Genomic DNA, 18,602 nt, shown 5'->3' with positions numbered 1-18,602 from the left:
CTCAGGCCTCCTGGTGCTCGTTCTCCTCCTGCTCCAGTGACCAACGGTATCCCGCGTCAGTGGCGGCGAGGTCCGCGTGGGAGCCCCGGCGCAGGACAGTGGCGGGCCGTCCCGCCTCCGGGCGGCCGACCATGAGGACCTCGTCAGCGTGGGCGAGGGCGGAGAGCCGGTGGGTGACGAGCAGGACGCCCCGGCGCGCCGTCGGGTCCTGCGCGAGGCCCGCGTCGAGGAGGTCGCCGACGAGCCGGTCCGCGGTCTCGGCGTCGAGGTGCTCGCCGGGCTCGTCGAGCAGCATGAGGGGGGCCGGAGCGGCGAGCGCCCGGGCCAGGAGGAGACGGCGCCGTTCGCCACCGGAGACGGTCGTGCCGTCGAAGCCGAGCGGTGTGTCGAGCCCCCCGGGCAGGGAGGAGAGCCAGGTGCCCAGGCCCGCGCGCTCGAGGAGCTCCGTGGCCTCCGCTGCCCCGAGGGCGCCTCGGGCGACGCGCAGGTTCTCCAGGACGCTCGTGTCGAAGACGTGGGCGTCCTCGGCCGTGAGGGTGACGCGGGCGGCCACTGCGGTGCGCTCACCGGTCCAGGGACTGACGCCGTCGAGAGTCAGCTCGCCGGCCTTGGGCTCGAGGAGCCCGGCGAGGGTGAGCAGGAGGGTCGTCTTGCCGATGCCCGAGGGACCGACGACGGCGAGGCGGTCGCCGGGGGCGAGGTCGAGGTCGATGCCCTCGGCGACGACCGGGCCGCCGGGCCAGCCGACGGCGAGGCCGCGGGCGCGCAGGCGGGGGCCACCGTCTGCGGGTGCCGGCAGCTCCTGGCGCTCGGGGACCTCCGCGGCGGAGGCCTCGGCCCGGTCGACGAGCTCGACGATGCGCACGGCGGCGCCGGCGGACTTGATGAGCTGGACCGAGGCGGGGCCGAGGTTGGCCGTGGCCTCGAAGGCCGACAGGGGCACGAGGACGATGACGGCGAGCCAGACCTCGCCGATGCGTCCGCTCGTCACGGCGGGCACGCCGACGACGAGGCTGCCGAGGACGGACAGGCCCATGGCGAGGACGTCGATGGCGGCCGCGGCCGCTGCGGGTCGGGCGGCACGGTCGCGAGTCGTGGCGAGGTGGTGCTCGACGCCCGCGAGGGACTCCATGACGCGGGGCATGCGACCCGAGACGGAGAGCTCGGAGCCGCCGTCGAGGGCGGTCAGGACCGTCGCGGACAGGTCCGTAGCCTGCTCCTGGCGGGCGAGCTCGGCAGCTCGGGCGGAGCGCATCGTGATGAGCGGGCCGCCGACGCCGGACAGGAGGAGGCACAGGCCGAGGATGAGACCGGCGGGCCAGTAGACGATCCCGACGCCGACGGCAGTGAGCAGGCCGACGCTGCCGGCGACCGCCATCGGGAGGTACGAGCGCACGACCAGGTCGCCGACGGAGTCGACGTCGGCGCCGACACGGGCGAGGACGTCGCCGCGGCGCAGGCCCGCGACGGTGTCCGTGCGCGAGCCGGCGAGGATCTCGTAGAGGTGGGTGCGCAGGGCGTTCATGCCCCGCAGGGCCGTGTCGTGGGAGACGAGGCGCTCGCAGTAGCGCAGCACGGACCGTGAGATGCCGAAGAGGCGCACCATGACAGGCGCGACGCCGAGCGCGATGACGTCGGGCATCTGGGAGGCGCGGGCGATCATCCAGGCGGCGACGCCGGACAGGCCGAGCGCGCTGAGGAGCCCGAGGGCGCCGAGGGCGACGGAGGCGGCGAAGCGGCCGCGGTCGAGGTCGAGGAGCTGGACGGCGCGACGCAGGGCACGGCGCTCGGTGGGGGTCAGGGCGCTCACTGGGCGGCCTCCTCGTCGGTCGCGTCGGTGGCCGCGGGAGCATCGGTGGGGGGCTCGTCGAGCAGCGGGGGCTCGCTCGGGACCCCTGCGGCTGCGGCCGCCAGGGCCGGGGCGTCCTCGCCGTCCGCGTCGGTCGGCAGGAGCTCCGGGGCGGGCGCCGAGGTGACGGTGACGACGTCGTCGGCCATCGCGATGAGGGAGGCCCGGTGGGCGATGACGAGGACGGTGCGTCCGGCCTCGCGCAGCGCGGCGACGCCGTCGAGGACGTGGGTCTCGCTGGCCGCGTCGAGGTGGGCGGTGGGCTCGTCGAGGACGATGAGCGGCGTGGTGGCGACGAGGGCCCGTGTGAGGGCGAGGCGCTGGCGCTGGCCGACGGAGAGGCCGACGCCGCCCTGACCGACGGGCGTGTCCCAGCCGGCGGGGAGGACCGCGAGGACCTCGTCGAAGCCGGTGGCCCTCGCGGCGGCGGCGAGGGCGGGGGAGAAGGCGGCGCCGGGCTCCTGGGCGGCGTCCTCCCCGAGGACGTTGCTCAGGGCCGTGCCGGGGACGAGGACGGGGCGCTGGGGAACCCAGGAGATCTGTTCCCACCACGACTCGGCGGTGAGGGTCGCGAGGTCGACGGGCTCGCCGTCCTCGGGGACGACGAGCACGCGGCCGTGCTCTGCGGGCAGGAGACCGAGCAGGACCTGGGTCGTCGTCGTCTTGCCGGCGCCCGAGGCGCCCGTGAGGGCGACGAGGCGGCCGGGGCGGATCTCCGCGGTGAGCGCGTGCGGCGCCCACGCGCCGCGGGCGGCGACGGAGAGCTCCTCGACGCGGATCGTCGAGCGGGACAGGTCGGGTGCGGGGGAGCTACCGTGCTCGGGCAGCGGGGTCTCGAGGACCTCGAAGACGGCGTTGGCGGCGGCGACGCCGTTGGCGGAGGCGTGGAACTGGAAGCCGACCTGACGCAGGGGCGCGTAGACCTCGGGAGCGATCATGAGGACGAAGAGGCCCGTCTCAAGCCCCATCTTCCCGAAGATGAGTCGGAAGCCGATCTCGACGGCGATGATCGCGACCGACAGGGTGGTGATGAACTCCAGGACGGCCCCGGAGAGGAAGGCGACGCGCAGGGTGGACATCGTGGTCCGGTTGTAGGCCCGGCCGAGCTCCTTGACGCGCCGGGCGGGGCCCGCCTCGCGTCCGAGGGCCTGGAGGGTGGGCAGGCCGGCGAGGAGGTCGAGGACCTGCCCGCCGAGCTTCTCCATGGCGACGAGGCGGTCGGCGGAGTGCCGCTGGGTGAGGCGCCCGATGAAGATCATGAAGATCGGGATGAGGGGGATGGTGCAGGCCACGGCGATCGTGGAGGGGACGTCCTGGGTGAGCATGACGAGGCCCGTGAGCGGCGTGACCGTGGCGGCGAGCAGAAGCTGTGGCAGGTAGCGCGTGAAGTAGGGCTCGAAGTCGTCGAGGCCTCGGGTCAGCAGGGTGGCGGTGTCGGCGCCGTGCACGGCCTGCCAGCGGGGGCCGAGGGAAGCGGCGTGGGAGAGGACCTGCTTGCGAAGGTCGGTGGTGGTCTCGATGGCGGCCCGGTGCGCGAGGGCCTCCTGGACGTAGAGCACGACGACTCGTCCGAGCACGACGGCGGCGAGCGCGATGACGAGCGGACGGACCGTCGTCCAGGTGGCGGTGCGGCCGACGACCGGAGAGACGGAGCGCGAGATGAGGAAGGCCTGCGCGATGACGAGCAGGGCGGTCAGCGTCCCCGTGACGGCCGTGATGATGATGTAGCGCCTGGCCGCGCGCGCGTGGCGCATCAGCCGGGGATCGAGTGGCTTCACCTCGTCAGGATATGCGCGCCCGAACCGCGTTCCCGCCAGCGACGACGTGCCTCGCGCCTCATTTCTCCCGGTTGGCTCCGGTGGGCGGACAGCGCCGACGGCAGAGGGCGTCCCGCGCTCGGCGTCGCCGTGCCACGAGAGCTCCTGCGCCGGTCGGCGGGACGGGCGAGGGCCCGTCCCACCGGTCGGCGGGACGGGCCCTCAGCAGGTCCTGACGAGAGGCGTCCTCGTGGGGCGCCCTCGAGGCGTCAGTAGCCGATCGCGGCCTCGGGCTGGGCCGAGTCGCGAACACGCCTCGGGTCGAGACCGCCCTCGGCGGGGTTGACCTTGGCGGGGTTGATGCGGCGGGCGAAGACCTTGTAGCCCCAGATCGTGTAGAAGAGCACGACGGGGACGAAGATGATCGCGGCGACGGTCATGATGATAAGCGTCGTGTCCGTCGAGGCCGCCTGCTCGTAGGTGAGCGAGTAGGCCGGGTCGATGGAGGAGCGCATGACGTCGGGGGCCATCGTCGAGAAGATGAAGGCGACGGCGCCCGCGATGCCCGCGAAGTGGAGCCCGAAGGCGAGTCCCTCGCGGTCCTGGTAGGTCACGGCCAGGGAGGCGATGAGCGCGACGGCCGTGATGACGAGGGGCAGCCAGGACAGGCCGTTGGGGGAGTAGGCGAGCTGTGCCCACAGGGCCCACACGGCGGTGACGGCCGTGGAGACGATGCCGGACTTCTTGGCGAAGCCCAGGGCTCGCTCGTGGAGATCGCCCTCGGTCTTGAGGGCGATGAAGAGCGCGCCGTGCGTGAGGAACAGCGTGCAGGTGACGATGCCGCCCACGATCGTGAAGGGGGTCAGGAGGCTCCAGAACCCGCCGGTGAGCTGGTTCGAGGCGCCGGCCATGAGGGAGTCGGACGCGACCTGGGAGGCCGGGACGACCTCACCGGTCTTGGTCATGACGACCTCGATCTTCATGCCCTGGACCATGTTCGCGAAGGCGACGCCCCACACGATGGAGGGGATCCAGGCGACGACGGTGTGGATCCAGTCCCAGCGGTCGCGCCAGGCCTGGTCGTTGATCTTGCTGCGCCACTCGATGGCGCACACGCGCACGATGAGGCACAGGAGGATGAGGAAGAGGGCGACGTAGGCGCCGGAGAAGAGGGTGCCGTACCACTCGGGGAAGGCGGCGAAGGTGGCGCCTCCAGCGGTGAGGAGCCAGACCTCGTTGCCGTCCCAGTGCGGGCCGATGGCCTGCATCATCGAGCGGCGGTCGCGCTCGTCCTTGCCGAGGACGTGGAGGAGCATGCCGACGCCGAAGTCGAAGCCCTCGAGGGTGAGGTAGCCGGTCCACAGGACCGCGATGAGGATGAGCCAGAGGATGGAGAGAGTCATGGTGTGTTCCTTCTTCCGACTCAGTACTGGAAGGAGAGGACCGGCGCTTCAGTGCCCTCGACCTTGGCGCGCTTCTTGGCGGCCACGGTCTCGGCGGTCTGCGTGCGGACGCCCTCACGGATGTAGCGGCGCTCCAGGACGAACCAGACGACGCCGAGGGCGGCGTACAGGAGCGTGAAGATGACCATCGAGGCCAGGACGGTGCCGGAGGCGACGACGGTGGAGACGCCGTCGGAGGTGAGCATGAGCACCTGCGAGACGGGGTCGGAGAGGTTCGGGGCGACGATGAAGGGCTGACGGCCCATCTCCGTGAAGATCCAGCCGAAGGAGATGCCGATGAAGGGCAGCCACATGGTGCCGATCGCCCAGCCGCGCCAGCCGCGGGCGGTGAGGACCTTGTCCTTGCGGATGGCCAACAGCACGACGAGTCCGAGCAGGAGCGAGAGCATGCCCAGACCGATCATGAGGCGGAAGGACCAGAAGGTCACCATGACGTTCGGGGTGAAGGTGTTGTCCGCGCCGACGAGCGAGCCGTAGCGGTCCGCGTACATCTGCTGGGCCTGGTGCACGCCCATGACCTCGGCGTTGGGGTCGTTCTTCGCCATGAAGGAGTAGACCTTCGGGACGGTGATGACCTTGGTGACGCCGGAGTCGCAGTCGCCGAAGGCCATCGCGGTGAAGCCCGCGCCGGACTCGGAGTCGCACAGGGCCTCGGCGGCGGCCATCTTGCCGGGCTGCTCGCGGGTCATGATCTGGCCCATGATGTGGCCGGAGCCGGCGACGACGAGGCCGCCGATGATCATGGTGACGGCGCCGAACTTGGCGAGGCGGCGCCACAGCTCGCGCGCCTCGAAGTGCTGGCCGGCGTCGGAGGCCTTGACCATCCACCACACGGAGACGCCGACGATGACGGCGCCCGCGGTGAGCAGCGAGGAGAAGATGGTGTGGAAGAAGGTCGTCCACAGGAGCGAGTTGGACAGCACGGCGAGGAAGCCCGAGACGCCGTCGAGCTCGGCGCGGCCGGTGGTCTCGTTGAGGACGGCGCCGACCGGGTGCTGCATCCAGGAGTTGGCCGCGAGGATGAACAGCGCGGAGAACTGGGTGCCGATCGCGACGAGCCACATGCAGGCGTTGTGCATCTTGGCGGACAGACGGTCCCAGCCGAAGATCCACAGGCCCAGGAAGGTGGACTCCATGAAGAAGGCGAGGAGGGCCTCGAAGGCGAGGGGGGCGCCGAAGATGTTGCCGACGAAGCGTGAGTACTCGGACCAGTTCATGCCGAACTGGAACTCCTGCACGATGCCGGTCGCGACGCCGAGCGCGAAGTTGATGAGGAGGATCTTGCCGAAGAACTTCGTCGCGACCTTCCACTGCTCGTTGCCGGTGCGGTTGTAGTTCGTCTCCATCAGGGCGACGAGGGGTGCGAGACCGATCGTCAGCGGGACCAGGATGAAGTGGTAGACGGTCGTGATGCCGAACTGCCACCGAGCAAGGTCGAGGGAGTCCAGCGCCATCGGTGCGATGACCATCAGCGCCACCTTTCGAAAGGAATGATGAGAATCATAGGAACTTCCGCGAGGGTGCTCGCGGAGGGATACGCGGAGTCTATTCGTGCAGGTAAAGCGACGCCCTGTAAGAACCTCCGGCGACGGGTGAATTCGCGGGTGTGAGCGTCGACTCAGTGGTCGTGCAGGCCCTCAACTAGGACTTCAGTCCCGTACGCCCCTGGCGAGATGAGACCCGCCGACGAGCCCGCGAGCGGCGAGGTCCGATCCCCGTGTGGGATACTCGTCCCGGCCCCGAGCGCCTCGTACCGGCACTCGGTGTCCGAACTCCGACGCCGACCCGTCCGGGAACTTGCGCCGCCGTCTCCGTGACGAGCGTCGCCGCGGTCCCGCCTCGTGAGTCAGGCCGCCGGGGCCGGCGCCCTCAGGCGCACACACAGACTTTTCCTGCTTCCCGCTGCGCGGGGAGCGAGAGCGCGCCCAACGCGCCGCGGGTACGGCGGTGGCAGGGCGCTCGGAGAGTGCGACGCACCATGACGAACGACACGACGACCGACAACACGCCTGAGAACGAGCAGGTCTCACCTGCTGGGGAGGCGTCCGGGCCTGCTGCCGAGCCGGGCGGCCCCGGGCAGCAGACCGAGGGGCGGCCCCGGAGCCGCCGCCGCAAGGCGACCGCGAGCCAGTCCGCACCGGAGAAGGCTCCAGAGGCTCCGGCCGCCGAACTCACTCCGGCGCAGGTCGGGGAGACCTCCGCGAACGAGAGCGGGGCCGCCGTCCAGGTGGAGCCCGAGCCGACCGCTCCTGGCCGCCCCAAGCGTCGCCGTCGCGCGACGGCCGCACAGGCCGCGCCGCAGACGGCTGCGCCCGCTGAGGCGCACCCCGTCCTGGCCGCCGCCGAGGTGACTCAGGCGGAGGCTCCCAACGACGGTAACGCCGACGGTGGCAGCGCCGTCGACGCCACCGCGTACGCCGAGAGCCCTGAGGCGGCGGACGCCGCATCCGTCGACGACGAGGACGCGGAGGAGGTGGGCGTCGACGGCGGGGTCGACGACGAGCCTGACACGGCTGATGAGGACGGGCCCGTCCTCCCGGCCGCCTCGCTTCTGTTCCAGGCGCCCGACCCGGCTCGCGCGCGGCGACGGCGCCGCGTCACCGCCGCCAGCGGCAGCCCGAAGGCTGCGCCCGCGGCTGTCCAGTCCTCCTTCGGGGCCGGTGCCGGCCAGGAGGACGAGAAGGACGAGACTGCATCGAAGCGTGCGCGCCGATCCTCGCGCAAGACGTCTGGCGAGAAAGTGTCGACCGCGCGTGAGAACGCGACCGAGACGGATGACGAGGAGACGGAGCCCAGGTCGCGCGGCCGCCGTCGCCGGAAGGCCACGGCTGAGGCCGCCGCGCCCGAGCACGTCGAGGAGGCTGCGGAGACCACTGCCGCGGATGACGCCGAGGAGGCCGAGGGGAGCTCCGAGGGGGAGGGCTCGTCCAAGGGACGCGGCCGCCGTCGGCGCAAGCCGCGCTCCGGCGGCTCGGCCGAGGCGCAGGAGGAGCCAGCTGAGAACGCCTCCGCGGATGACGAGGACGACGAGGCCTCTGAGGAGTCTGACGCGGACGGCGCCGACGACGCCCAGGAGAGCGGCTCCGGCCGCCGCAAGCGCCGCCGCGGCGGCCGTGGTCGGCGCTCCCGCTCGCGCGGCGACGACCGCCCCTCGGACGAGTCCTCTGCCGACTCCGACGACTCCGCCGGTTCCGACTCCGACTCCGACGCCTCGGACGACGGTGCCGACGCCTCTGAGGACTCCGGCGACCAGGGCGGCTCCTCGAGCTCCTCGCGCCGGCGCCGTCGTCGCTCGCGCTCCCGGTCCGACTCGGGCCGCGAGGGCCGCGACGTCCGCGACGAGGTCACTGCACTCAAGGGCTCGACCCGTCTCGAGGCCAAGCGCCAGCGTCGTCGTGAGGGTCGCGCCGCCGGTCGCCGTCGCCCGATCGTCACCGAGGCCGAGTTCCTCGCCCGCCGCGAGAGCGTCGACCGCGAGATGATCGTGCGCGAGCAGGACGGCCTCAACCAGATCGCCGTCCTCGAGGACGGGCTGCTCGTCGAGCACTACGTCGCCCGCCACACCCAGACCTCCCTGGTCGGCAATGTCTACGTCGGGCGCGTCCAGAACGTCCTGCCCTCGATGGAGGCCGCCTTCGTCGACCTCGGCAAGGGGCGCAACGCCGTCCTCTACGCCGGTGAGGTCAACTGGGACGCCGCCGGCATGGAGGGCAAGCCTCGCCGCATCGAGGACGCCCTCAAGAGCGGTGACACCGTCCTCGTCCAGGTCACCAAGGACCCGATCGGTCACAAGGGTGCGCGTCTCACGAGCCAGATCACGCTCGCCGGCCGCTACCTCGTCCTCGTCCCGGGCGGCTCCATGACGGGCATCTCCCGCAAGCTGCCCGACACCGAGCGCACCCGCCTCAAGAAGATCCTCAAGCGGATCGTGCCCGACGACGCCGGCGTCATCGTGCGCACCGCCGCCGAGGGCGCCACCGAGGAGCAGCTCAAGTCCGACGTCGACCGGCTCGCCAAGCAGTGGGAGTCGATCGACAAGAAGGCGAGCTCCGTGCTCAAGGGCTCCGGCAAGGCGCCGGTCCTCCTCAAGGGCGAGCCCGAGCTCGCCGTGCGCGTCGTCCGCGACGTCTTCAACGAGGACTTCCGCAAGCTCATCGTCCAGGGGCCCGACGCCTGGAAGACGATCAGCCAGTACGTCACCGACGTGAGCCCCGACCTGGCCGAGCGCCTCGAGCACTGGGTGAGCGCTGAGGACGTCTTCACCGCCCGCCGGGTCGACGAGCAGCTCGCCAAGGGCTTCGACCGCAAGGTCTGGCTGCCCAGCGGCGGCACGCTCATCATCGACCGCACCGAGGCCATGACCGTCATCGACGTCAACACCGGCCGCTTCACCGGCGCCGGCGGCACGCTCGAGGAGACCGTCACCCGCAACAACATCGAGGCGGCTGAGGAGATCGTCCGGCAGCTGCGCCTGCGCGACATCGGCGGCATGGTCGTCATCGACTTCGTCGACATGGTCCTCGAGTCGAACCGCGACCTCGTCCTGCGCCGTCTGGTCGAGTGCCTCGGCCGTGACCGCACCCGGCACCAGGTCACCGAGGTCACGAGCCTCGGCCTGGTCCAGATGACCCGCAAGCGCGTCGGGCAGGGCCTCGTGGAGGCCTTCTCCACGCAGTGCGAGGAGTGCGGCGGCCGCGGGTTCATCGTCCACGAGAACCCCGTGGAGAACCAGCAGGTCGACATGTCGGCCTCCGCCTCGCGCGGATCAGGCTCCGGCCGTGGTCGCGGGCGCGGCAAGGGCGGCCAGTCCGGCCAGGAGCGATCCGGGTCCCGCAAGGGCGGAAAGGGCGGCAAGGGCTCAGAGGCCGCGGACAAGGAGAGCGCCGAGGTCTCGGTCGATGAGCAGGACGACGCGACCCGCGAGGCCGTGCGCCGCTCCCTGGCCCAGATCGCCGCCGCCGCTGAGCAGGCCCACAAGGAGCAGGTCGAGCAGGTGGCCGACGATCCCGTGCGGCCCGAGTCCGCCGAGGGCGTGGCGGACCCTGAGGCTGACGCGGTCGCCCAGGCGGACTCCGAGGCGGGGGAGAAGGACGACGCCGGCTCCGGGCCGTCCGAGCCCTCCGACGAGGCCTCAGAGGCGCCTGTGACTGATGAGGCCGCTCCTGCCGCGGAGGATCCCGCGGGTGAGTGACGCCGTGACTCCGCACGGCGGCGGTTTGCGCCGCCGCCGTGCGGAAGAACACAGGTGGCGGCCCGGGAGCCGGGTTGGTCCCACGGTGTCGATCGCATAAAGTGGTCCGCCGGTGCGTTCTTGCACCGCAGCCCAGGAGACAGCCCTCCCGTCCTCCCGCCCAGAGTGAGGAGCCCGGAGGAGAGCGTCCGAAGATACGACAGAATTGAGCATCCAAGTGGTCTACGCGATCGTCAAGGCCGGCGGCCGTCAGGAGAAGGTCTCCGTCGGCGACGTCGTGGTTGTCGACAAGCTTGCCGGCAAGATCGGCGACGAGGTCTCCCTCGCCCCCGTCGTGCTGGTGGACGGCGACAAGGTGACCACCGCCGCTGCCGACCTGGCCAAGGCCTCCGTCACCGCCGAGATCGTCGGCGACGAGAAGGGCCCCAAGATCAACATCCTCAAGTTCAAGAACAAGACGGGCTTCCGCAAGCGCCAGGGTCACCGCGCCAAGCTCACGGCCGTCAAGGTCACCGCGATCAAGTGACCGCCCTCGCGGCATCCTGAACGCATCGCTCGAGAGAAAGAAGCCTCACCATGGCACACAAGAAGGGTCTTGGTTCCTCCCGCAACGGCCGTGACTCGAACGCGCAGCGCCTCGGCGTCAAGCGCTTCGGCGGCCAGTTCGTCGGCGCCGGCGAGATCATCGTCCGTCAGCGCGGCACCCACTTCCACCCCGGCAACAACGTGAGCCGCGGCAAGGACGACACCCTGTTCGCCACCGCCGACGGCAGCGTCGAGTTCGGCACGCGCCACGGCCGCAAGGTCGTCAACGTCGTGCTCGCTGAGGCCTGAGCCTCACCGCGCAAGCATCACCACGCGAGGGCGAACGGCTTCGGCCGTCCGCCCTCGCGCCGCGTCCGGGCACTGGTGAGCACCAGGGTGTCCCGGACGCACCGACCGCCACCGACCACCCACGTCCAGGAGGACGCTCATGCCCAGCTTCATCGACCGAGTGGTCCTCCACGTCGCCGGCGGCGACGGCGGCAACGGCTGCACCTCCATCCACCGGGAGAAGTTCAAGCCCCTCGCGGGCCCTGACGGCGGCGACGGCGGTCACGGGGGCGACGTCGTCCTCACCGTCGACCCCCAGGTGACGACCCTGCTCACCTACCACCGCTCACCGCACCAGGTTGCCGGCAAGGGCACCCCCGGCATGGGCGACTGGCGCCGCGGGGTGGACGGCAAGGACCTCGTCCTGCCCGTCCCGCAGGGCACCGTCGTCAAGGACGAGGACGGCACCGTCATCGCCGACCTCATCGAGCCCGACGCGAGCGTCGTCATCGCCCGCGGTGGCACCGGCGGACGCGGCAACTTCTCGCTCGCCTCCTCCAAGCGCCGCGCGCCGGGCTTCCACCTCCTGGGACTGCCCGGACAGGCCCACGACGTCACCCTCGAGCTCAAGACGATCGCCGACGTCGCCCTCGTCGGCTACCCGAGCGCCGGCAAGTCCTCCCTCATCGCGGCGATGAGCGCCGCGCGCCCGAAGATCGCCGACTACCCCTTCACCACCCTCGTGCCGAACCTCGGGGTCGTCGAGGCGGGCTCCACCCGGTACACGATCGCCGACGTACCCGGTCTCATCCCGGGCGCCTCCGAGGGCAAGGGGCTCGGCCTGGAGTTCCTCCGGCACATCGAGCGCACGAGCGTCATCGTTCACGTCCTCGACTGCGCGACGCTCGAGCCGGGACGCGACCCGCTCTCCGACCTCGACACGATCGAGGCCGAGCTCGCCGCCTACTCCGAGCGCCTCGGCGACACCGAGGACGATCCCTCCGTCACCGGCCGCGTGCCCCTCATGGAACGGCCCCGTGTCGTCGTCCTCAACAAGGTCGACGTCCCTGAGGCGGCTGAGCTCGCCGAGTTCGTGCGCGCCGACGTCGAGGCCCGGGGCCTTCCGGTCTTCGAGGTCTCCGCCGTCGCCCACACCGGCCTGCGCCCCTTCTCCTTCGCCCTCGCCGAGCGCGTTGAGGCCGCCCGCAAGGCCGCCGAGGCCGCGGAGGCCGCCGAGCAGGAGGCACGGCCCGTCATCCGCCCTGCCTCGGTCGGCCGTCGCAAGGGCGAGCCCGTTGCCAGCGTCCGTGCCGTCCACCATCCCACGGAGGGCCTTGTCTACCAGGTCCGCGGCGAGAAGCCCGAGGAGTGGGTCCTCCAGACCGACTTCGGCAACAACGAGGCCGTCGGCTACCTCGCCGACCGCCTCGCCACCGCCGGCGTCGAGGACGAGCTCGTCAAGGCCGGCGCCCACGCCGGCGACGCGGTCCTCATCGGCGACCTCGAGGGCGGTGTCATGTTCTCCTGGGAGCCGACCGTCTCCACCGGCGCCGAGCTGCTCGGGGCCCGCGGCACCGACACCCGCGTCGAGGACTACCGCCGCCGCACCAACGCCGAGCGTCGCGCGCAGTACCACGACCGCATGGACGCCAAGGAGGCTGCCCGCCAGGAGCTGCGCGAGGAGGCGGCCGAGGGTCTGTGGACCGACGCCGGCTGGGACGAGGACGCGCAGTGACCGAGCGGCCCGCGGCGCTGTCGGCGGGGGCGCGCGTCGTCCTCAAGGTCGGCTCGTCCTCCCTGACGCGGCCTGACGGCGGGCTCAACCTCAACCGCATCGACATCCTCGCCCGCCTCATCGCGGGCCTTAAGCGCCGGGGCCACGAGGTCGTCCTCGTCTCCTCGGGCGCCGTCGCCGCCGGTCTTCCGGCCCTCGGGCTCGACGAGCGCCCCGGCGAGCTGCGCCTGCTCCAGGCGGCCGCCTCGGTCGGTCAGGGACGCCTCGTCTCCCGGTGGGAGACCGCGATGAGCGCCTACGGCGTCGTGACCGCGCAGGTGCTGCTCACGGCCCAGGACGTCGCCGTGCGGCACCACTACCGCACGGTGCGCTCCACCTTCGCCGCTCTGCTGTCCATGGGTGCCGTCCCCATCGTCAACGAGAACGACGCCGTGGCCACGACCGAGTTCAACCTCGGCGACAACGACCACCTCGCCGCCCTCGTCGCGCACCTCGTCACCGCCGACGTCCTCGTGCTCTTCACCGACGTCGACGGCATGTGGACCGACCGGCCCGGCAACCCCGGGGCTCGCCCCGTCCGCCTCGTCTCCGGCCCCGGGGACCTCGAGCGGGTCAACGTCTCGGGGCGTGGCAGCGCGCTCGGCACCGGTGGGATGCGCACGAAGGCGCAGGCCGCGGCTATCGCGGGCGCCTCCGGGACGGCGACGATCATCGCCTCGGCCGACGACGCCCCGCGCCTCCTCGGCGGTCCCGAGGTCCCGGCGGAGCTGGGCACCTGGTTCCTCCCGACGGGGCCGCACCGCCCGAGCCGCCGTCTCTGGATGGCCCACGCCTCGCAGCCCGAGGGCCGCGTCCTCGTCGACGCCGGGGCGGCCCGCGCCGTCACCGTGGGCAAGAAGTCGCTCCTCCTGCCCGGCGTCATCGGCGTGGACGGGGACTTCGAGTCCGGCTCCGTCGTCGAGGTCGTCGGCCCCGAGCGGACCGTGGCGCGCGGGATCTGCCGGTACTCGGCGGCGGACCTCGCCGAGGTGCTCGCGGCGCGCGCCGCCGGGCGTCCCGCACCTGATCACGTCGCTCCCGTCGTCCACCGGGATGACCTCGCTGAGCTGCCCCGGACCGCGGGGGAGTAGCGCCCGGCGCTCCGCCGTCACCGGATCGTGACCGTGACGCTCGCGACGCCGCCGAGCCGCGGTCGGCCGGCGAGGACCGACCATGACCTGCGCAGGCGTCTGAGGGCAGGGCCGTCCGCGCCCGGGTGGTGCGGCGTCCGCAGTATGACCGTCGTCCCAGCCCTCGGGGGCGGGCCCTAGCATGGGCCCATGTCCGTGACCACCCTCCCCGATCCCAGCGACGCGACCGCGTACGTCGAGGCCCTCGCCGTGCGGGCCCGCGCCGCGCAGCGTGCCGTCGCCGTCGCCACGCGCGACATGAAGGACGCCGCTCTCGGCGCTCTCGCCGACGCCCTCGAGGCCGCCACGGAGCGCGTCGTCGCGGCGAACGCTGAGGACCTCGAGCGCGCCCGCGCCGCCGGGATGAAGGAGGGGCTCGTCGACCGCCTCACGCTCACGCCCGAGCGCGTCGCCGCCATCGCCGAGGCCGTCCGCGAGGTTGCCTCCCTTCCCGACCCGGTGGGCGAGGTCGTCGACGGGCAGACCCTCCCCAACGGGCTGCGCGTGCGCCGCCGTCGCGTCCCCCTCGGCGTCGTCGGCATGATCTACGAGGCCCGCCCCAACGTCACCGTCGACGTCGCCGCCCTCACCCTCAAGTCCGGGAACGCCGTCCTCCTGCGGGGCGGCAGCGCCGCGGAGTCCTCCAACGCGGCCATCGTCGACGTCCTGCGCGCCGCCCTCGAGGACGTCGGGCTCCCCGCGGACCTCGTCGCCACCATCGACCCGGCCGGGCGTGCGGGGGCGACAGCCCTCATGCAGGCCCGCGGGCTCGTCGACGTCCTCGTGCCCCGCGGCGGCGCCGGGCTCATCAGGGCCGTCGTCGAGCAGTCATCGGTGCCCGTCATCGAGACCGGCTCCGGGAACTGCCACGTCTACGTCGACGCCTCCGCGGACGTGGACGACGCCGTCGCCATCATCGTCAACGCCAAGACCCAGCGCGTCGGCGTGTGCAACGCCGCCGAGACCCTCCTCGTCCACCGCGACGTCGCTGAGGAGTACCTGCCCGTGGCGGCCGCCGCCCTCTGGGAGAAGGGCACGACGCTCCACGCCGACGACGCCGCCCGTGCCGTCCTCACCGCCCCCGCGGCGGAGACCGGCCACGAGGACCTCCTCGTCCCGGCCACCGAGAAGGACTGGGCCACCGAGTACGGCAGCCTCGACCTGGCGGTCCGCGTCGTCGACGACGCCGACGACGCCATCGAGCACATCGCCCGGTACTCGACCGGCCACACCGAGGCGGTCCTGGCGACCGACGTGCGCGTCATCAACCGCTTCGCCTCCCTCGTGGACTCCGCCGCCATCATGGTCAACGCCTCGACACGCTTCACCGACGGGGGTCAGCTCGGCCTCGGCGCCGAGCTCGGCATCTCCACCCAGAAGCTCCACGCCCGGGGCCCCATGGGACTCAGCGCCCTGACAACGACCTCGTGGCTCGTCGAGGGGGAAGGACACGTGCGGCCGTGACCAGCTTCTACGACTTCACCGCCAACACCATCGACGGGACTCCCCTGTCGATGGAGGAGTTCCGCGGCAAGACCGTCATCGTGACGAACACAGCGACGCGCTGCCCACTCGTCTTCCAGCTGCGGGGGTTCGAGCGGCTCTGGCGTGACTACGCCGACAGGGGCGTCGTCGTGCTGGGCTTCCCGTGCAACCAGTTCCTCCACGAGGAGCCGGGATCCAACGCGCAGGTCGAGTCCGTCTGCCAGGACCGCTACGGGATCACCTTCCCGCTCTTCGCCAAGGTCGAGGTCAACGGCCCCTTCGCTCACCCGCTGTGGCAGTGGATGCAGCACGAGAAGCCCGGCCGCGCGAGCTCCGCGATCCGGTGGAACTACACGAAGTTCCTCATCTCGCGGGACGGACGGGTGCTGTCCCGCTTCGCGCCGACGACGGCGCCCGAGCGCCTGCGCAGGGCCATCGACGCCGCCCTGTGGGCCTGACGAGCGCTCGCGCGTCCGGCCGCGCGGCTCCGTCCCGCCGAGGTACGAGGCGGCCCGGTCTCCGCGACCCCGGGCTCAGACCGTCCTGATCTCGACGCCGGCGGCGCGGAGCGGTGCCAGCTGCGCCTCGGTCGCGCCCTCGTCCGTGAGGAGCAGGTCGATGGCGCTGGTCTCGCAGATGACCGCGAAGGCCTGCTGACCGAGCTTGCTGGAATCAACGACGGCGACGACGCGTCGCGCCGCCCGCACGAAGGCTCCGTTGACCGCGGCCTCGCCCTCGTGCTGCGCGTAGGCCGCCCGGCCGTCGAGGCCCTCGGCCCCGAGGAAGAGCGTTCCCACGGAGATCGACGGCAGGATGAGCTCGGAGAGCGGGCCCGTCAGCTCGTAGGAGCGCGAGCGCGCCACGCCGCCCGTGACGACGACACGCACGCCCTGCCTCACCGTGAGCTCCGAGGCGATGTTGACCGCGTTCGTCACGACGGTGACCGGTGCCGTCGGAGTCCCCAGAGCCGGCAGGAGCGCGATCTCCCGGGCCACCTCGGTCGTCGTGGTGCCACCGTTGAGCCCGACCGTGTCCCCGGGGGAGACGAGTGCGGCCGCGGCCCGTGCGATCCGTGTCTTCTCGTCGCCCATGCGCGTGGTCCGGTACCGCAGCGGGAGCTCGGCCGACGAGGGGTTGGCGGAGGCACCACCGCGTGTCCGGATGACGAGCTGCTGCTCGGCGAGGCGGTCCAGGTCCCGCCGTGCCGTCGCGGGGGAGACCCCGAGGCGGTCCACGATCTCGGCGACGGAGACGCCGCCCGCCTCCACGACCATGCCGAGGATGGCGGAGAGCCTGTCATGACGGTTCATCGGGTGCCTTCCCGCTCGGTGGCCCCAGCGTGAGCGCCGGTGTCGGGCTCGGCCAGCATAGGGCACCGCCGCTGCCTGCCCGAGGCGAGCGGGCCAGATGACGCTGATGCTGTGCGGGGAGACCGACGCGCCGTCGAGTCCCCGCAGAGCGGTCAGCAGGGCGTCGAGACCGCGCACCGCGGGCTGAGCGGTCCGCGCGACGTCGAGACCGCGCCTTTGCCCACGAGACCGTGCCCTGGGAGCACACACTCGTGAGGGCGGGTTCTAGCGGTCCTCGCAACGCTTTCTACCTGGAAGGGGTTGCGAGGATCGTGTCGTTGTCGGATAAGGAGAGGTTGTTCGTTGAGCTGGACCGCTGCGAGGGGGTTATCCGCTTGGCCGCCCGGCGTGTGGGGGTCAACGAGAACACGGCGTACGGGTGGGCGCGCAAGGCGGGCGTGAGCGGCACGGGAACGGCTCCGTCCCGTCCTCATCCCCGGCGTGGCGAGTACGAGCAGTTGCGTCAGGATGGCGTGCCCCGGGCCCGAGCGGCCAGGACCGTGGGCGTCAACGTGCGCACGGCCCGGGACTGAGACCTGGGCGTGCGCAAGAGCCACGGAGTGCGTCTCTACCTTGACCTCCGGAGGGCGGATTCGGCCGGCGGGCGCGTCACCATGGTGGGCATGACGTCCTCACCGCTGAGTGCCGAGGCCCTGACCCGGCCGTTGCATCGCCGGTTCCTGACCCTTCTCGAGCGCGAGACGATCGCCGACATGCGCCGCGAGGGCGAGTCCTTGCGGGCCATCGCTCGGGCGCTGGGCCGGCCGGCCTCGACCGTCAAGAGGGAGATCGACCATCACGGTGGCGCCGACGGGTACTACCGCCCCTACCAGGCGCAGCGCGCCTGGGTCGTGTCCCGGCGTCGTCCCAAGGCCGCCAAGCTCGTCGCCCCAGGGCCCCTGCGCGACGTCGTGGTCGAGCGCCTGGGGCTGCAGTGGTCGCCTGAGCAGATCCATCATGCGATCGTTCGCGAGTACCCCGACGACGAGAGCATGCGCGTGAGCACCGAGACGATCTACCAGGCGATCTACGTCCAGGCCCGCGGGGCGTGAGGCGGGAGGTTGCCGCTGCCCTGCGAACTGGGCGGGTGCGACGCCACCTCCACAAGGACCCGACCCGACGCACCCACAGGTTCGTCGACGAGATGATCAACATCAGCCAGCGACCCGCGAGTGTGGAGGACAGGGCGGTGCCGGGCCACTGGGAGGGCGACCTGATCATCGGCAAAAACAACGCCTGGGCGATCGCCACGCGCGTGGAGCGCTCCACCAGGTACGTGATGCTCGCTCACCTGCCAGGTGGGTCCACGACATCGTCACGGTCCGCGACGCGCAGGTCAGAACAATGTCCGCCCTGCCTGAGCACCTGCGAAGGTCCCTGACCTGGGACCAGGGTACGGAGATGGCACTGCACCGCTCCTTCACGCTGGACACAGGCGTCCAGGTCTACTTCAGTGCCCGTTACCTTGTTGGTGGTTGCCGGTGTAGGGATGCCGGTGGCCGGGCCAGCGGTGGTCGGCATGATGTCTTGCCCCTGTCTTCACAATGATCCGGGGGGTGTTGTCACCGGCCGCCGCAGGGCTGCTGGTTCACCGCTGATCAGGGGAACGGACCGAGACTCGAGTCCTTTCGTAACGTGGGTGCGGGACCAGCCGCTCGAGGCTGGAGCCTGTCAAGGTTTTTGTGTAAGTGGGGTTGTCAGAGGTAGGGGTTGATGCGGTCGGGGTAGGCGGCGGTGAGCTGGGCGAGGGCCTGCTTCCAGCCGTTGGTGGCCTGGCCTTGCACGAGGCGG

12 protein-coding genes and 1 pseudogene are annotated in these 18,602 nt (G+C 71.8%); 8 read left to right on the top strand and 5 right to left on the bottom strand.

The window, feature by feature from the left end; all coding sequences use genetic code 11:
- Window position 1: 1 nt before the first annotated feature.
- The 4 genes from cydC to IXW69_RS02495 all read right to left on the bottom strand — a co-directional run bounded on the left by cydC (window position 2) and on the right by IXW69_RS02495 (window position 6,538).
- Window positions 2-1,810, bottom strand: a complete 1,809-nt coding sequence (gene cydC / locus IXW69_RS02510; RefSeq protein WP_194784826.1) for a thiol reductant ABC exporter subunit CydC — start codon at window positions 1,808-1,810, stop codon at window positions 2-4.
- Window positions 1,807-3,627, bottom strand: a complete 1,821-nt coding sequence (cydD, locus tag IXW69_RS02505) for a thiol reductant ABC exporter subunit CydD (RefSeq protein ID WP_194784825.1) — start codon at window positions 3,625-3,627, stop codon at window positions 1,807-1,809. Before cydD ends, cydC begins: the two co-directional genes overlap by 4 nt.
- Window positions 3,628-3,875: 248 nt before the next feature.
- Window positions 3,876-5,009 carry a cytochrome d ubiquinol oxidase subunit II gene (gene cydB, locus IXW69_RS02500; RefSeq protein WP_194784824.1) on the bottom strand — a complete coding sequence of 378 codons (1,134 nt, stop codon included), beginning with the start codon at window positions 5,007-5,009 and terminating at the stop codon, window positions 3,876-3,878.
- Window positions 5,010-5,029: 20 nt separating this feature from the next.
- Window positions 5,030-6,538, bottom strand: a complete 1,509-nt coding sequence (locus IXW69_RS02495; RefSeq protein WP_194784823.1) for a cytochrome ubiquinol oxidase subunit I — start codon at window positions 6,536-6,538, stop codon at window positions 5,030-5,032.
- 509 nt (window positions 6,539-7,047) lie between these two features.
- On the opposite strand from IXW69_RS02495, the gene IXW69_RS02490 reads away from it, so the two are divergent.
- The 7 genes from IXW69_RS02490 (at window position 7,048) to IXW69_RS02460 (ending at window position 15,920) form a co-directional block, all read left to right on the top strand.
- Window positions 7,048-10,260 carry an Rne/Rng family ribonuclease gene (locus IXW69_RS02490; protein ID WP_194784822.1) on the top strand — a complete coding sequence of 1,071 codons (3,213 nt, stop codon included), beginning with the start codon at window positions 7,048-7,050 and terminating at the stop codon, window positions 10,258-10,260.
- A 205-nt stretch (window positions 10,261-10,465) separates the two neighbouring features.
- Window positions 10,466-10,786, top strand: a complete 321-nt coding sequence (gene rplU / locus IXW69_RS02485) for a 50S ribosomal protein L21 (protein WP_067943661.1) — start codon at window positions 10,466-10,468, stop codon at window positions 10,784-10,786.
- A 50-nt stretch (window positions 10,787-10,836) separates the two neighbouring features.
- A complete protein-coding gene (rpmA, locus tag IXW69_RS02480; RefSeq protein WP_194784821.1) occupies window positions 10,837-11,094 on the top strand; it encodes a 50S ribosomal protein L27 in 258 nt (85 codons plus the stop codon).
- A 139-nt stretch (window positions 11,095-11,233) separates the two neighbouring features.
- On the top strand, window positions 11,234-12,808 hold the full coding sequence (obgE, locus tag IXW69_RS02475) for a GTPase ObgE (RefSeq protein WP_194784820.1): 1,575 nt from the start codon (window positions 11,234-11,236) through the stop codon (window positions 12,806-12,808).
- Complete coding sequence (proB, locus tag IXW69_RS02470) at window positions 12,805-13,938, top strand: glutamate 5-kinase (RefSeq protein WP_194784819.1); 1,134 nt, start codon at window positions 12,805-12,807, stop codon at window positions 13,936-13,938. The genes obgE and proB overlap by 4 nt, the downstream gene beginning before the upstream one ends.
- 189 nt (window positions 13,939-14,127) lie before the next feature.
- A complete protein-coding gene (locus IXW69_RS02465) occupies window positions 14,128-15,441 on the top strand; it encodes a glutamate-5-semialdehyde dehydrogenase (protein ID WP_194784818.1) in 1,314 nt (437 codons plus the stop codon).
- The gene (locus IXW69_RS02460; RefSeq protein ID WP_194784817.1) at window positions 15,438-15,920 is read left to right on the top strand and encodes a glutathione peroxidase; all 483 of its coding nucleotides are present in this window, start codon (window positions 15,438-15,440) and stop codon (window positions 15,918-15,920) included. Before IXW69_RS02465 ends, IXW69_RS02460 begins: the two co-directional genes overlap by 4 nt.
- A 75-nt stretch (window positions 15,921-15,995) precedes the next feature.
- On the opposite strand, the gene IXW69_RS02455 is transcribed toward IXW69_RS02460, so the two are convergent.
- Window positions 15,996-16,772, bottom strand: a complete 777-nt coding sequence (locus IXW69_RS02455) for a DeoR/GlpR family DNA-binding transcription regulator (protein ID WP_194784816.1) — start codon at window positions 16,770-16,772, stop codon at window positions 15,996-15,998.
- A gap of 512 nt (window positions 16,773-17,284) precedes the next feature.
- Between IXW69_RS02455 and IXW69_RS11975 the strand changes: the two are divergent.
- Window positions 17,285-18,263: pseudogene (locus IXW69_RS11975) on the top strand (IS30 family transposase); the annotation flags it as partial.
- Window positions 18,264-18,602: the final 339 nt, after the last annotated feature.

The organism is Actinomyces haliotis (assembly GCF_015355765.1).
GTDB classification, from domain to species: Bacteria; Actinomycetota; Actinomycetes; order Actinomycetales; family Actinomycetaceae; genus Actinomyces; species Actinomyces haliotis.
The sequence above is the reverse complement of the archived record's forward strand: the minus strand, read 5'-3'. Positions and strand labels throughout refer to the sequence as shown.

Bases quoted from the DNA above. Each gene is read 5' to 3' on its own strand.
- cydB (WP_194784824.1), bottom strand. From the start codon at position 5,009: ATGACTCTCTCCATCCTCTGGCTCATCCTCATCGCGGTCCTGTGGACC.
- IXW69_RS02495 (WP_194784823.1), bottom strand. From the start codon at position 6,538: ATGGTCATCGCACCGATGGCGCTGGACTCCCTCGACCTTGCTCGGTGG.
- IXW69_RS02490 (WP_194784822.1), top strand. From the start codon at position 7,048: ATGACGAACGACACGACGACCGACAACACGCCTGAGAACGAGCAGGTC.
- rpmA (WP_194784821.1), top strand. From the start codon at position 10,837: ATGGCACACAAGAAGGGTCTTGGTTCCTCCCGCAACGGCCGTGACTCG.
- obgE (WP_194784820.1), top strand. From the start codon at position 11,234: ATGCCCAGCTTCATCGACCGAGTGGTCCTCCACGTCGCCGGCGGCGAC.
- IXW69_RS02465 (WP_194784818.1), top strand. From the start codon at position 14,128: ATGTCCGTGACCACCCTCCCCGATCCCAGCGACGCGACCGCGTACGTC.
- IXW69_RS02455 (WP_194784816.1), bottom strand. From the start codon at position 16,772: ATGAACCGTCATGACAGGCTCTCCGCCATCCTCGGCATGGTCGTGGAG.